This window comes from Nitrosococcus oceani ATCC 19707, from assembly GCF_000012805.1.
GTDB lineage: Bacteria > Pseudomonadota > Gammaproteobacteria > Nitrosococcales > Nitrosococcaceae > Nitrosococcus > Nitrosococcus oceani.
The window spans coordinates 1,780,830-1,795,227 of record NC_007484.1; the positions used below are offsets into that span (position 1 = coordinate 1,780,830).

The 14,398-nt window shown below is 54.5% G+C and carries 8 protein-coding genes; 2 read left to right on the top strand and 6 right to left on the bottom strand.

Annotated features, from left to right (window positions below):
• Nucleotides 1-176 precede the first annotated feature (176 nt).
• The 4 genes from NOC_RS08635 to gltB form a co-directional block, all read right to left on the bottom strand.
• Nucleotides 177-3,845 carry a chemotaxis protein CheB gene (locus NOC_RS08635; protein ID WP_002809763.1) on the bottom strand — a complete coding sequence of 1,223 codons (3,669 nt, stop codon included), beginning with the start codon at nucleotides 3,843-3,845 and terminating at the stop codon, nucleotides 177-179.
• Nucleotides 3,846-4,187: 342 nt separating this feature from the next.
• A complete protein-coding gene (locus tag NOC_RS08640) occupies nucleotides 4,188-4,517 on the bottom strand; it encodes a hypothetical protein (RefSeq protein WP_011330707.1) in 330 nt (109 codons plus the stop codon).
• 166 nt (nucleotides 4,518-4,683) lie between these two features.
• Nucleotides 4,684-6,126, bottom strand: coding sequence for a glutamate synthase subunit beta (locus tag NOC_RS08645; protein WP_002809500.1), 1,443 nt, complete (start codon nucleotides 6,124-6,126; stop codon nucleotides 4,684-4,686).
• Complete coding sequence (gltB, locus tag NOC_RS08650) at nucleotides 6,119-10,783, bottom strand: glutamate synthase large subunit (RefSeq protein ID WP_011330708.1); 4,665 nt, start codon at nucleotides 10,781-10,783, stop codon at nucleotides 6,119-6,121. The genes NOC_RS08645 and gltB overlap by 8 nt, the downstream gene beginning before the upstream one ends.
• A 483-nt stretch (nucleotides 10,784-11,266) precedes the next feature.
• Between gltB and NOC_RS08655 the strand changes: the two genes are divergently transcribed.
• The gene (locus NOC_RS08655) at nucleotides 11,267-11,743 is read left to right on the top strand and encodes a YbhB/YbcL family Raf kinase inhibitor-like protein (protein WP_011330709.1); all 477 of its coding nucleotides are present in this window, start codon (nucleotides 11,267-11,269) and stop codon (nucleotides 11,741-11,743) included.
• A 9-nt stretch (nucleotides 11,744-11,752) separates the two neighbouring features.
• Here the strand turns inward: NOC_RS08655 and gshA are convergent, their stop codons facing one another.
• Nucleotides 11,753-13,312 (bottom strand): glutamate--cysteine ligase, encoded by a 1,560-nt coding sequence (gshA, locus tag NOC_RS08660; RefSeq protein ID WP_011330710.1) that lies wholly within the window; start codon nucleotides 13,310-13,312, stop codon nucleotides 11,753-11,755.
• Between the two features lie 161 nt (nucleotides 13,313-13,473).
• Between gshA and NOC_RS08665 the strand changes: the two genes are divergently transcribed.
• Nucleotides 13,474-13,986, top strand: a complete 513-nt coding sequence (locus NOC_RS08665) for an STAS domain-containing protein (RefSeq protein ID WP_002808718.1) — start codon at nucleotides 13,474-13,476, stop codon at nucleotides 13,984-13,986.
• 48 nt (nucleotides 13,987-14,034) lie between these two features.
• Here NOC_RS08665 and NOC_RS08670 read toward each other — a convergent pair whose 3' ends face one another.
• Nucleotides 14,035-14,391 (bottom strand): hypothetical protein, encoded by a 357-nt coding sequence (locus NOC_RS08670; protein ID WP_036497348.1) that lies wholly within the window; start codon nucleotides 14,389-14,391, stop codon nucleotides 14,035-14,037.
• Nucleotides 14,392-14,398: the final 7 nt, after the last annotated feature.

Genomic DNA, 14,398 nt, shown 5'->3' on the forward strand with positions numbered 1-14,398 from the left:
GCGAAATGAAGTGGTGCATCGAGCGCGAGGGCCAAGTGTCATGCCTTCGTCGAGGATCGCTGAGAACTGCGAATTCTCCAGGCGGATGAAGTTTTGTAGGAATAACATTGAAATCAGTCATGGCGAAATCCATCTTCCTTCATGGCGGGATGCGCTTCTCTTTCCCGCCCTACGGATCAAAGTTCCCGCAAGACTTCTTGTAAGGTTTCTATGGTGACTGGTTTGAGGAGATGACGATTAAAGCCGGCCGCCTTGGCCCGTTGCACGTCATTATCCTGGCCGTAGCCGGTCAGGGCCACCAGAGGAAGAGTTTCCAGGCCCGGTTCCTGGCGCAGCCGCTGGGCGACCTGATAGCCATCCATATCTGGTAGACCAATATCCAGAAGCACCACCTCCGGGTAGAACTTGAGCACCGCGTTAAAGGTCTGGTTGCCCCGGCAGATAGTCTGCACCTCATGGCCTTGGAGCCGCAGCAACATCGCCAGGGAATCGGCCACCGCTTCGTCGTCCTCAACCAGCAGGATGCGGCGGGGCGGGGTTGTGGTTTCAGCCTCCGGGAGGACCTCCTGTGGGGTCGGCGGGCCGGTTTGTTCCCCCGGCAGGGCCGGTAAACGCAACGTGAATTCACTGCCCTGACCAGGGCCGGCACTGAATCCCTCCAAGCTGCCCTGGTGGAGTTCCGCCAGCCTGCGGGCCAGGTTCAGGCCCAGGCCCAGGCCCGAGCGGTGATGAGCGACAGCGGATGGCAAGCGGTCGAAGGGTTGGAACAGTTGCGGCAACTGCTCTGGGGCGAATCCGATCCCGGTATCCCGCACCTGGATAAGGATTTGTTCCTCCACCTGGCGCGCCGTGACCGTAATGTTGCCTTCTGGCTTGGTGTAGTGGGCCGCGTTGCTCAATAAATTGGCTATGATTTGGGTCAGTCGCTCCGAGTCCGCCTCTAGGTAGAGGGGGGAGGCGGGCAAATCCACTGCCAGTTGATGGCGGCCCCACTCGATCTGCGGGCGCGTCTGGTCAATGGCGTCCGTGATGCTGTCCCGCAATTCCAGGGTCGTTTTATTTAGTTTAATTTGGCCGCTATTGACGCGGGTCAGATTTAACAGATCATCCACCAAGCGCCCCAGGTGTTTTGCCTGACGGCCGATAAGGGCGATCCCATGCTGGGCATCGCGGGTTGCCCCGCTCTCCCGGATGAGTAGTTCGGTTGTATTGAAAATGACTGCTAAGGGATTGCGCAGTTCGTGCCCTAATAGGGCGAGAAACTCGTCTTTTTGTCGGTCTTGTGCTTGCAACCGCTTGGTTTGTTGGCTCAATTTCTGGGTGAGGTGCTGTTGCCTCTCCTCGTTTTCCTTGCGGTGGGAAATATCCACGAAGGTGACGATCAGGCCAATAACATCCTCCTCCGGGTTTCGATAGGGATGGATGCGTACCAGGTACCAGGGTCCTTGCTGGTGTCTGAGTTCCCGCTCGATGGGCATAAGAGTATGCAGCACGCGGCGAGTGTCCGCTTCGAACTGGTTGTAGGTAAGGCGATCAGTGAAATCGGTAATGGGCCGGCCGTAATCGTGGGTAGTGATGGGGAACAGCTTGGTGACCGGCGGCGTGAAGCGGTGGATATTCAATTGGCGGTCGAGAAACAGGGTGCCGATTCCCGTGGAGGCCAGGAGGTTTTCCATATCACTGCGGGCCCGGGAGGTTTCCTCAAGTTTGGTCTTGAGCTCGTTATTGACCGTATGGAGCTCCTCATTGATACTTTGAAGTTCCTCTTTACTGGTTTCTAGCTCCTCGGCGGTGGAGCGGTATTCCTCGTTGAGGCTTTGGAGTTCTTCGTTGGCCGCCCGGAGATTTTCGCTGTCCGTTTCGGCCTGCTTCTGTCTCGCGTGGAGTTGCATGCGTGCTTGCTGCAACTCCTCCTGGAGATGGTGCGCCAGGGGGAACGATGCGGTCTCCTCGGATAGGGCTTGTTCCACGGAAGACGACTCCTCATCCCCCTCCAGGAATATCACCAGGGCGATTTTTTCCTGGTCCGCCGCCGCCCGTCGGGGCTGCGCTAGGACCGCCACCTGCCGGGGTGTTCCGTTGAAGGGGATGGGCGTGAAGGGGGAGAGGCTGGGCTTGTTCTTTTCGAAGGCATGGTAGAGGGCCATGCTTAGGGCGGCTTGCAGGGCCGGGCGCACCAGCGTCATGATCTCCTGGCTAGGAGATCCGCCAGCGGGCTGGAGGAAACGCCCCACGTTATTCGAGAGATGGAGCACCTGGTGGCGCTCGTTCACCAGGAGACTGGGGGGGGCGAATTCTTCCAGGAGTTGGCGGTGGACATGGGCGGAGGTAGGGACCGGAGACTCGGACAATGGAATAAGTGTCCGAGTCCGGTCAGGCACGGCAAATAGAGAGGGGATCGGCGGCCTTTGGCCCAGAGTTTGCTGCGCTTGGAAGAGATAATGGGATGGCTCGATGGTCCGAAAGTTTTCCCCCTCGGCGCTCTCGGCGTTGCCGAGAAAGAGGTAGCCCCCTCGGCGCAGCCCGTAGTGCATGATATCAAAGGCCTGGTCCTGCAAGTCCTGGTCGAGATAGATCAGCAGATTACGGCAAGAGATGAGGTCGAGACGGGAGAAGGGGGGGGCCTGCAACAGGCTGTGGACGGCAAAGAGAACACAGTCACGGACTTCCCCTATGAGGCGGTAGTGGTTGCCTTCCGCCCGGAAGTACCGGCGCAGGCGTGCATCGGTGAGATCGGCCTTGATGGCGGAGGGGTAGTAACCTGCTCGAGCTGTGGCCAGGGCCCCTTTGTCCAAGTCGGTGGCAAAGATTTGGATATCGGTGGGCGGCACCCCCCGCCGCCCGGCTTCTTCCAGCAGCAGAATCGCCAGGGTGTAGGCTTCCTCGCCTGTGGCGCAACCGGGCACCCAGGCCCGCAGCGGGGTGTCCGCCGCTTTTTCCTCGAATAGCCGGGGGATGATCTGCTTGCTGAGCGTTTCCCACGCTTCCGGGTCCCGGAAGAAGGCGGTGACCGAGACTAGGAATTCTTCAAAGAGGGCCTGGGACTCTTCCGGAGTTTGGCGGAGAAAATTAAGGTAGTCGTTCAGGGTCCGCTGGTGCTGGATTTGCATCCGGCGGGCCAAGCGGCGCAGTATGGTGGGGCGTTTATACTTAGAAAAATCATAGCCTTGCTTCCTTTGCAGATGGGCAAAGATGCTCTTGAGTAGAGAATCCTTGTTCTGAATCTGCGTCTCGTCCGCGAGTTTTTCGTAAATATGGCGCTTACCTTCAATCAGCTCGGGCAGACGCTGGGCCAATTGCCGCGTGGGAAGCACGAAGTCGACTATCCCGGTGGCCATGGCGGCCCGGGGCATGCCGTCGAAGCGGGCCTCGGTGGGGAGTTGCACCAGGATAAGGCCCCCTTGCTCCTTGATGGCCTTGACGCCGACAGCGCCGTCCGAGCCGCTGCCGGAGAGAATAATAGCGAAGCCGTCGCCGTATTGCTTGGCCAGTGAACGGAAGAACGTATCAATAGGCGCTCGTTGTCCCTGCGGTTGCTCGAAGGGGAAGGCGCCTATATGGCTGTCCGTAAGCTCGAGTTGTTGGTTGGGAGAAATGACATAGACATGGTTCGGCTCAAGCGCGCAGTTGCCCTGCACTTCCTCCACCGGCATGGGGGTCTTCCGGGCGAGGATGGACGCTAGCTCGCTGCGGTACTCCGGGTCAAGGTGAATAATGACTACAAAGGCGACTCCCATCTTCTCGGGCAGGGCTTCAAAGAATGTCTCTAAGGCTTCGATGCCGCCGGCGGAGGCGCCGATGCCCACAATGGAGAATGGTGGAGAATCCGGCTTTTTAAGCCTCATAGATAAAATTCCTTGCCTTACTTCTGGATGGGCCCATTAAAGTAAAGGACTGAGCGTTTAAAATTCTGCTCTGTGACGCAAAAAAGCGCAGGTCCCGCGTTGAAAACAGTATAGTCGGCTCTTGGGGGACATGCCGGAGAGCCAGAAGAGCCATTCTTTTGCCTTGCATTATTGCGCCCAGAAATCGGCTTATAGGCGGGTCATTAAGGAAGGCGCTGCTTAGCGCGTAGGTAGTAGGCGGGAAAGCGAGAGCGCATCTCGCCTTCAGGGGCGAGCAGGGGCCTATTCCATAGGCCCCTAGCAAACCCTCAGTACAGCTGGCGAGGGCCCTGCTTCCTTGAGTTACAAGAGGGTGAAATAGGATTCAAACCCCCGTGAGCGTAATGCTTTTTTCAAATGGGATGGGCAATGGAGAAGCAAAAGCTCCGCCCGCCCCTTGGCAACGCTATCTTTCAGCATCTTCAGCAACAGATAGCCCGAGTCGTGAATGGAGACGGTTGCTTGTAGGTCAATGACCACCTTTATTTCCGATCCCCGGACTCGTTGCGCGGTTTCCCAAAGTTCCCGGCACATAGAACTGTCGAACACAGGGGGAGAAGTTAAAGTCACGGTGGGACTTTTAACTCTGGCTAGAGGGGGATGACTCCTGGCAAGTTGAGCGGTTGATGGCATAGTCGTTTCCTTTTAATTAAGGCATTAATCGGAGAGACTAAACTAAAATCACTGCCTGGAAAATCAGGGTTTTTCCCTATGTGGCCAGCACGTAGGGGGGAAAGCGGGACGTAGTATCAATCCCGCCTTTAGCTAAATCTCCGCCCAAGGGGGCGGTAGGGAGCTGTCACCGGGGCAGGTCCGAGTAACCCATGAGAAATTCATCCACGGCCTGGGCCGCCTGGCGGCCTTCGCGAATGGCCCATACCACGAGGGATTGACCGCGGCGCATATCGCCGGCGGCAAAGACCTTCGGGATTGAAGTCTGGTAGCGTTCAGTGTCGGCTTCCACGTTACCCCGTCCATCGAGGGCAACGCCGAGTTCCTCCAATAGACCTGCATGCACCGGATGGACAAAGCCCATAGCCAGCAGCACTAAATCCGCAGGCAGTTCGAATTCGCTGTTAGGCACCTCCTCCATTTTCCAATGCCCTTGCTGATTTTGATGCCACTTAAGACGCACTAGCTGGAGGGCGGTGACTTGCCCGTTTTCGCCCCGGAAGGTTTTGGTGGCCACGGCCCAATCCCGGGAGGCCCCTTCTGCCTGGGAACTGGAGGTGCGAAGCTTATAGGGCCAGTTGGGCCAAGTGAGTAGTTTATTTTCCTTTTCCGGCGGCTGGGGCATGATTTCTAGTTGGGTGACGGCAAGCGCCCCCTGGCGAAAAGAAGTCCCTATGCAGTCCGAACCGGTGTCGCCGCCACCGATGACAATCACATGCTTGTCCTTGGCGCTGATAGGCGCTTGGTTAGGGAGGCTGATCCCCGCCCCGCGGCGATTTTGCTGGGTCAGGAAATCCATGGCGAAATGAACGCCCCTGAGTTCCCGTCCTGGAATGGGGAGATCCCGCGGGTCCTCGGAACCGCCCGTGAGGACCAGGGCATCGAAGGTTTCCAGCAGTGAGCGGGCTGGTGTGTTGACCCCAATATGGCTATTGGGGTGAAAGGCCACGCCTTCCGCCTGCATTTGGGCCATGCGCCGGTCGATAAGGGATTTGGCCATTTTAAAATCCGGGATTCCATAGCGCAGCAGGCCACCGATCCGGTCGTTTTTTTCAAAGACTTCGACTTGGTGACCCACCCGGGCCAATTGTTGGGCGCAGGCAAGTCCCGCCGGACCCGAGCCGACCACGGCTACCCGCTTTCCCGTTTTATGGGTGGGTATTTGCGGCCTGATCCAGCCTTCTTGCCAGCCCTTGTCGATAATAGCGCATTCGATGGTTTTAATGGTGACTGGCTCGTCGGTCAGATTGAGAGTACAGGCTGCTTCGCAAGGTGCAGGGCAGATGCGGCCCGTGAACTCCGGGAAATTGTTGGTGGACTGGAGCACTTCCAGGGCGCGGCGCCAATCATCCCGGTACACCAGATCGTTCCAGTCGGGGATAATGTTATTAACGGGACAGGCGGGGTGGCAAAAAGGGATACCGCAATCCATGCAGCGGGCCCCTTGCTCCCTCACTTCCCCTTCGCTGAGGGGAATGGCAAATTCTCGGAAATGTTGTACCCGATCCGCGACCGGCGCCTCGGTCCGATCGCGGCGGGGAATTTCCATAAATCCAGTGGGTTTACCCATATTGGTCGAGTGCCTCCTGTTGCATGACAGGGATAGTGTGTCTTGCTGCTTGGGCGTGCTCCATTTCCTGCAAGGCGCGCCGGTAATCCACCGGCATGACCTTAACGAACCGGGGCAAATACGCGCTCCAGTTCTCCAGTATTTGGCGGGCCCGCCCGCTGTGGGTGTAGTGTTGGTGTTTTTCAATGAGATTTCTGAGACGCTGCCCATCGAAGCGGCTGATATGGTGACTGATATCCACCCGGCCATGGGTTTCCAGATCGCCCCCCTGGTGTTCCAAATGTTCTAAAGCCTCATCCTCTTCGGCAATGGGCTCGAGTTCCACCATCGCCAAATTACAACGTTGCTCAAAGTTTCCTGCTTCATCCAGCACATAGGCGATGCCGCCACTCATGCCGGCGGCAAAATTGCGCCCGGTTCTGCCGAGCACCACCACGACTCCGCCCGTCATATATTCGCAACCATGGTCTCCCACGCCTTCCACCACGGCAGTCACGCCAGAATTACGGACCGCGAAACGCTCCCCCGCTACGCCCCGGAAGTAGCACTCGCCGCTGATGGCACCATAAAGTACGGTATTGCCGATGATAATATTCTCCTCGGGCACGATGGGGCATTCTGGAGGAGGCGTAATCACTAACCGGCCGCCAGAGAGACCTTTGCCCACGTAATCGTTCGCTTCCCCAATAAGCTCCAGGGAAATACCATGGGCAAGAAAAGCGCCAAAGCTTTGTCCGGCCGTACCCTCGGTTCTAATGTAAATAGTATCTTGCGGAAGACCCTTATGACCGTAACGGCGCGCTACTTCGCCAGAGAGCATGGCCCCTACAGTACGGTCGGTATTGCCTACCGGAGTCTCGATTTGGACTGCTTCCTGGCGTTCCAAGGCAGGCTGGGCTTGAGCAATAAGCCAACGATCCAAGACCTCATCGAGCCCATGATCCTGGCGTTCCCTATTGTAAAGGGGCACTTCCGGGTCGGTGGTAGGGTGGTAGAGGATTCGGGAGAAATCCAGGCCCTTGGCCTTCCAGTGATCAAGGGCCTGGCGGGTATCGAGGACATCCAGGCGTCCGATCATCTCATCAAAACAGCGGAATCCCAACTGGGCCATGATCTGCCTGACTTCTTCGGCAACCAAGAAAAAGTAGTTGACGATATGCTCGGGCTTGCCGGTAAAAAGTTTCCGTAATACGGGATCTTGGGTGGCTACTCCCGTTGGGCAGGTATTCAAGTGGCATTTGCGCATCATGATGCAGCCCGCAACGATAAGGGGCGCGGTGGCGAAGCCAAATTCATCGGCGCCTAGCAGAGCGCCAATCACCACATCCCGTCCGGTGCGTATTCCTCCGTCCACTTGGACCGCGATACGGCCCCGAAGCCGGTTGAGCACCAGGGTTTGCTGGGTTTCGGCAAGTCCGATTTCCCAGGGCAGACCCGCATGCTTGATGGAAGTCAGGGGGCTGGCGCCTGTCCCGCCATCATGACCGGCGATGGTGACATGATCCGCGTGGGCTTTGGAAACCCCCGCAGCCACGGTGCCTACCCCGACTTCAGAAACCAGTTTGACACTGATTCTGGCTTGGGGATTGACATTTTTGAGATCAAAGATGAGCTGGGCCAGATCCTCGATAGAGTAAATATCGTGATGAGGGGGAGGGGAAATCAGTCCTACCCCGGGAGTCGAATGGCGAACCTGGGCAATGGTGGCGTCCACTTTGTGGCCGGGGAGTTGCCCCCCTTCGCCAGGCTTAGCGCCTTGGGCCATCTTGATCTGAATATCATCCGCGTTCACCAGATATTCGGCGGTGACGCCAAAGCGGCCAGAGGCCACTTGTTTAATAGCCGAGCGCATGGAATCCCCATTGGGCAGGGGCTTGAAGCGCTCCGCTTCCTCGCCACCTTCTCCTGTATTGGATTTGCCGCCAATACGGTTCATGGCGATGGCCAGGGTGGTATGGGCTTCGTGGGAGATGGCGCCAAAGGACATGGCGCCGGTGGCGAAGCGCTTGACAATGTCTTTTGCGGGCTCCACATCCTCCAAGGGAAGAGGATTAGCCGCGAACCGGAACTCCAATAAACCCCGCAGGGTAAGTAGCCGTTTATTTTGTTGGTTGACCAATTGGGCGTATTCTTCATAAGTCTTAGCCTCGTTGGCCCGGCTGGCATGTTGAAGCTTGGAGATAGTGTCGAAGGTCCACATATGGTCTTCGCCACGCAGGCGGTAGGCATAGTAGCCTCCGGCATCGAGTCCATGGCGATAGAGGGGAACGTCGCTATAAGCGTTCCGATGCCAGCGGAAGGCTTCTTCGGCAATCTCGCTAAGACCTGCGCCTTCAATGGTGGAAACCGTGCCGGTAAAGTATTTTTCTACAAAATTATGGGAGAGTCCTACCCCATCGAAGATCTGCGCGCCGCAATAGGACTGGTAGGTAGAGATGCCCATCTTGGACATAATTTTTAATAGACCTTTACCCACTGCTTTAATATAGCGTTTTTGGATCTCCTCTTCGTTGAGTTCTTCGGGGAGTTGTTGGCGGAGAGCCGAGAGGGTTTCGAAAGCCAGATAAGGATTAATTGCCTCGGCGCCATAACCTGCCAGGACAGCAAAGTGGTGGACCTCCCGGGCAGCGCCCGTTTCCACTACCAGTCCTGTCTCGGTTCGCAGTCCCGTTTGTACCAGGTGATGGTGTACGGCGGAGGTAGCCAGCAGGGCGGGAATGGCGACATGGTCTATATCCACGCCCCGATCCGACAGGATCAAAATATTGTATCCTTTATGGACGGCCTGCTCTGCGCTCCGGCACAGTTTTCCCAGAGCTGCTTCCATGCCGGCAGCCCCTTCTGTCACCGGGTAGCAGATAGTCAGCGTATGGGTACGAAAAGCGCCCCCCGTATGGTCTTCGATGCGCCGAATTCGTTCCAGATCGGTATTCGTGAGGACCGGCTGACTCACCTCTAAACGCTTATGGGCACCTGCCTGGTGGTGGTGCCCCAGCAAGTTAGGCCGTGGCCCAATTAAGGAAACCAGGGACATGACCAGCTCTTCCCGGATCGGATCGATGGGTGGATTGGTCACCTGGGCGAAACGCTGTTTGAAATAATTGGATAAGGGAATAGCTCGGTTAGAGAGTACTGCTAGGGGTTCGTCCGCGCCCATGGAGCCCACGGCTTCCTGCCCGGTGACAGCCATGGGGGTGAGGAGAAATTTAAGATCCTCCTGGGTATAGCCAAAAGCCTGTTGGCGGTCCAAAAGCGTGGCTGGGTCCGGGGCCATGGGTCCGGTTTCGGCAGGCAGGTGCTCGATCCGGATTTGGGTCTGGTCTAGCCATTGTTGATAGGGTTCGGCCTCTGCTAACTTTCTTTTTAGTTCGTCATCATCAATGATGCGCCCCGCTTCTAAGTCGATGAGCAGCATCTTGCCGGGTTGCAGCCGCCACTTTTTGATGATCCGCTCCTGGGGGATATCCAGAACCCCCATTTCCGAGGCCATGGCCACCAAATCATCATTAGTGATCAGATAGCGGGCCGGACGGAGGCCATTGCGGTCTAGGGTGGCTCCAATCATGCGACCATCGGTAAAGGCCATGGCTGCCGGCCCATCCCAAGGCTCCATCAGGGCCGCATGATATTCGTAAAAGGCGCGCTGTTTCGCCTCCATTAACGGGTTGCCGGCCCAAGCCTCGGGAATGAGTAGCATCATGGCATGGGCTAGAGGGTAGCCGCCAGCAACGAGAAGCTCTAGGGCGTTATCAAAGCAGGCGGAATCGGATTGCCCTTCAGCAATGAGGGGCCAAAGTTTTTTGAGATCATCGCCTAGCAACTTGGAGGTCATGGCGTGGCGGCGGGCTGCCATCCAATTAATATTACCCCGCAGGGTATTGATTTCTCCATTATGAGCAATCATTCGGAATGGCTGAGCGAGATCCCAGGAAGGGAAGGTATTCGTGGAGAAGCGCTGATGGACTAGCGACAGAGCGGTAATCATGCGTTCGTCTGTCAAGTCTGTAAAATAGGAAGGCACTTGGCTGGCCAGCAGCATCCCCTTATACACTAATATCCGGGAGGACAGGGAAGGAATACTAAAGGTTGCCTGATCCGCCTGGTCCAGCTCCCGGACAGCATTTTCTATTTGTTTGCGGATGACAAAGAGCTTACGCTCAAAAGGATCGCCTGAGGAGGTATTGTCGCCATGGCCGATAAAAACCTGCCGGATGATCGGCTCTACTGCTTTAACGCTCTCCCCGAGCTGGGTGTTGTCGGTAGGCACATCTCGCCAGCCCAGTAAAGTCTGCCCTTCGGCATCAATATAATGGCTGATTAGCTCTTCGCAAGTGGCACGGGCTTCAGCTCCTTGGGGGAGAAAAAGCATACCAACGCCGTATTCGCCCACGGGTGGTAGGTTTATTCCCTGACGGGCGCATTCTTCCTGGAGGAACTGGTCAGGCATTTGCAGCAGGATTCCCGCCCCATCTCCAGCTCGCGGGTCTGCACCCACAGCGCCGCGGTGGGTTAGGTTTTTCAGAATTTGCAGACCCTTTCGGATGAGGTTATGGCTTTTATGGCCCTTGACATTGGCGACAAAACCAACCCCACAAGAGTCGTGTTCATTATGAGGGTCGTACAAGCCTTGCTTACGTGGTAAGGTTCCGTCACTCATATCCCACCTCTTTATGATGTAGTGGATTCCAAACAGCGGGGTAGACCACTAGAGATTTTAATGAGCTCCATGAAACATGGTCTAATTCCCCTAGGCGCTTACGACGCATCGGGAACCGGCCAGATGACATGTTTCTTCCCCAATCTTGAAGCTTACCCCGGATAATAGCCAATAAGGGGACTAAATTATATAACCTCTAAGCGGGGTTTTGTCTATTTTTATGACAAGACTTTATCAGTACCGAGCCTGCTGATAGGGTAGGGCGTTTTCAATTAGAGACGGGGAATGGATAACCAAAATCATTTATTATTTTAATAATTTAATAGCTGTGTTTTTCCTGAAATTAGGACCCTAGGTCAAATTTATTTCCCATCAATAAATTTTTATCTTAAGGTGATGCTCTCTCTATATAAATATTTTTTGGGTATTTTGTTACTATTTTTAGGTGCGAGTGCGCTAACTTTTTCCAGAGGAGATGTATTGATGAGTTTGACTCTTACCTCCCCCGCTTTCAATCATCAGGGAGAAATTCCCCTCGACTATACCTGTGATGGCCAAGATATTTCTCCTGAACTGTCGTGGTCCAACCTCCCCGAGGGAACTAAAAGTTTAGTCTTGATCGTTGATGATCCGGATGCGCCAGACCCAGCAGCACCGAAAATGACCTGGGTCCACTGGCTACTTTATAATATTCCGCCCTCAGCGGCTGGCTTGCCCCGGGGGGTACTATCCTCAGATCTGCCCACTGGCACTCGGGAGGGCTTAAATGATTGGGATCGCGTCGGCTATGGTGGCCCTTGTCCTCCCATAGGACGCCATCGTTATTTTCATAAGCTTTATGCCTTGGCGGTGGAGTTGCCGGATCTAGGAACACCCACTAAAGAAGCTCTGGAGAAGGCCATGAGCGGCCATATATTGGGGCAGGCAGAGTTGGTAGGTACCTACCAACGGGCGAAGTGAAGAATTTTTTTAACGTTGCGCAAAATAGCGGGCCAGATATTCTTTAAAGGGAATATTATCAGCAGCCTCGACCGCCCGCTGCTGTTGCCAAGATTGCTGCGCTAACCCAGCAAAATATTGCAATTGATCTTTTTTCAAGGGCAATTGTTTGAAGTATTCAGCATGGTTTTTGGACAGCCGCATGGCGAACTCGTTAAAGGATTCTTGCCTCTGCTTCATCTCGGCGAGTATCTGGGCAGAGGGGGTTTTTTCCTCCTGGAGAACTTTTTCTTGCTGGATCGCAAGGGCCTTTGCATAGGGACGCTGGGGGTCTCCCTGATCCAATAGTTCACACACTCCTGTCATTTCATCGCAAATTTCCTGGGCCCAATCTCGCAAAAATCGGGCTTGCCCATGGGTTTGCAATTCAAGGTGAGGGTCTCGCCCGCAGCAGGCTGCTATCCGCTGATTATGGTCCGCTGTCCGCCGCTGCTCGGCATTCATGGGGAGGCTTTCTTTAAGGAGGCATAAAATAAGCAAAGCTTCGAGGAAACGCAATTGGGATTCGTTGACTCCTAGGGGATCGTGGGCGCTGACATCCAGGGCTCTCACCTCCACGTATTGCACCCCCCGGCGTTTGAGGGCAAGGGTGGGTTTTTCTCCGGATCGGGCCACTTGCTTAGGGCGTATGAAGCTATAATATTCGTTTTCAATCTGTAGCCTATTGGTGTTGAGTTGATGGTGTCCCCCTATACCGATTTTCTCATAGGGCGGGTAAGGGGTTTCAATAGCATGGGTAAGGCCAGCCACATATTCCGAGAGGCTATTGTAAGAGATATCCAAGTTAGTCTGGTGTTTGTTTTTGTAGCCGATATCGCTCATGCGCAGGGAGGTGGCATAGGGCAGAAAATAGGTTCCTGGGTCGAACTCTGACAACCCCTCCGGTCTTACCTTTAAAAAGGACTTACAAACGGCTGGGGAAGCACCAAATAGGTAGGAAACCAGCCAGCCTAGACGTTGGAAATTGCGAAGCAGACAAAAGTAGTGCTCATTAATAAACTCCTGTAACGGTTGAGTGTTGTTTTCTTGCTCTTTGAAAATTGGCCAGAAGGCTTCGGGTAAGGAATAGTTGAAGTGAACGCCAGCGATAGTTTGCATCATGCGCCCATAGCGGTAGCCTAGTCCTCGCCGGTAAATGTGTTTCATTTTCCCAACGTTAGAGCGGCCGTAGCAGGCAATGGGAACACTGGAGTCATCTTTCACGGCACAGGGCATGCTGGTTGCCCAGAGAAGTTCCCGTTCTAGGTGGTGATAAACAAGTTGGTGGGTAAGGGACAAGAATGCTAAGGTTTCCGGTATCTCTGAATAGGGGGGCGTGATAAACTCCAGCAAGGATTCGGAATAATCAGTAGTCAGATAGGGATGGGTAAGGGCTGATCCCAAGGATCTTGGATGGGGGGTGTGAGCCAATTTCCCTTCAAGCGTAATCCGGAGACTCTCTTTTTCTATGCCTTTTTTGCCTCCCTTCAGTATTTCTTTCTGGGAGGTGTTCATGAGTCGTCGCAGGCGGTCTTGTAAGCGCTTGTCCAAGATTTGATTTTCCTTCTAAATGGTTGTAGCGGTAGTAAGGCTAGCCGCCAGCGGCTACAATCTGGGTTTTATTAGCAAGTTAATAACGGAGCTAGATGTGGTGGATGTATGTTATTCACTTTCTGGTGAAAGCAGCTTATTGATATTGCTTCAACATAGCCATGGCTGAAAATAAAATTTTGCATGCTGTTCATGATGGGGTCCATGTGCTGCGCCTTTTAGGCGATATGCGTTATCCTCTAAGCCCCTCATTAGATCATTTTTTGCAACGTTTATTTTCTGAGGTAACGCCCCAGGGTTTTGTGGTCGATCTGACGGACACCCGGAGTATAGATAGTACTAACTTGGGGTTGTTGGTGCGTATTGCCAAGCTTATGCAGCGCCGTGGCCAGCCTAGGGTTACCATCATTTCCAATCGGGAGGAAATTAACGAAGTATTGACTTGTCTAGGCTTTGATAAAGTATTTAATATTGTCGCCCATGGCGGTGGCGAACCGTTAGCCGGGAAAGCACTGGCCTTGGAAGAAGCAAATGACGTTGCCATGTTGGATACACTTTTGAAAGCTCACCAAACCCTAATGAATCTTAATGAGCAGAACAAGGATTTGTTCCGCGATGTGGTCGCGATGTTAGAAAAAGAACAGGCGGATAAATCTTCTGCTCCCAACGCGTGAGGATAGAGGGAAAGGAGGACACGATCAATATATCTGGTGAGAGTTTACTTAAGATTGTCTCAGCAGATCAGCAAAAAATGGTCCCCAGGCTAATAGCAAAATGAAGATCATGGAAAAATCTAGCCACAGGACGCGTCGATAACGAAGGCGGTGAGGGCCTTCAGTGTCGGTCATAAATATACGGTTCATCATCATATCCAGAGAAAGAACAAAGAACATAATGACCGTCAGCGATGGGGCAACCATACTAACTATCATGTCCCAACCAGAAAGGTTCTCCTGGCTTGCGATCACGCCCCAGTCAGAAGAGTTCTCCCCGCTTGCAAAGGGAGCCATTCCCATGAGAGCGAGCGTAAATAGGGCCAGTCCAATTCGCATAGGTCCAATGTATTTAATAAATTTCATTGCTGAT

Coding starts and splice junctions, on each gene's coding strand:
- NOC_RS08640 (WP_011330707.1), bottom strand. CDS start 4,517: ATGCCATCAACCGCTCAACTTGCCAGGAGTCATCCCCCTCTAGCCAGA.
- NOC_RS08635 (WP_002809763.1), bottom strand. CDS start 3,845: ATGAGGCTTAAAAAGCCGGATTCTCCACCATTCTCCATTGTGGGCATC.
- NOC_RS08665 (WP_002808718.1), top strand. CDS start 13,474: ATGGCTGAAAATAAAATTTTGCATGCTGTTCATGATGGGGTCCATGTG.
- gltB (WP_011330708.1), bottom strand. CDS start 10,783: ATGAGTGACGGAACCTTACCACGTAAGCAAGGCTTGTACGACCCTCAT.
- NOC_RS08645 (WP_002809500.1), bottom strand. CDS start 6,126: ATGGGTAAACCCACTGGATTTATGGAAATTCCCCGCCGCGATCGGACC.
- NOC_RS08655 (WP_011330709.1), top strand. CDS start 11,267: ATGAGTTTGACTCTTACCTCCCCCGCTTTCAATCATCAGGGAGAAATT.
- NOC_RS08670 (WP_036497348.1), bottom strand. CDS start 14,391: ATGAAATTTATTAAATACATTGGACCTATGCGAATTGGACTGGCCCTA.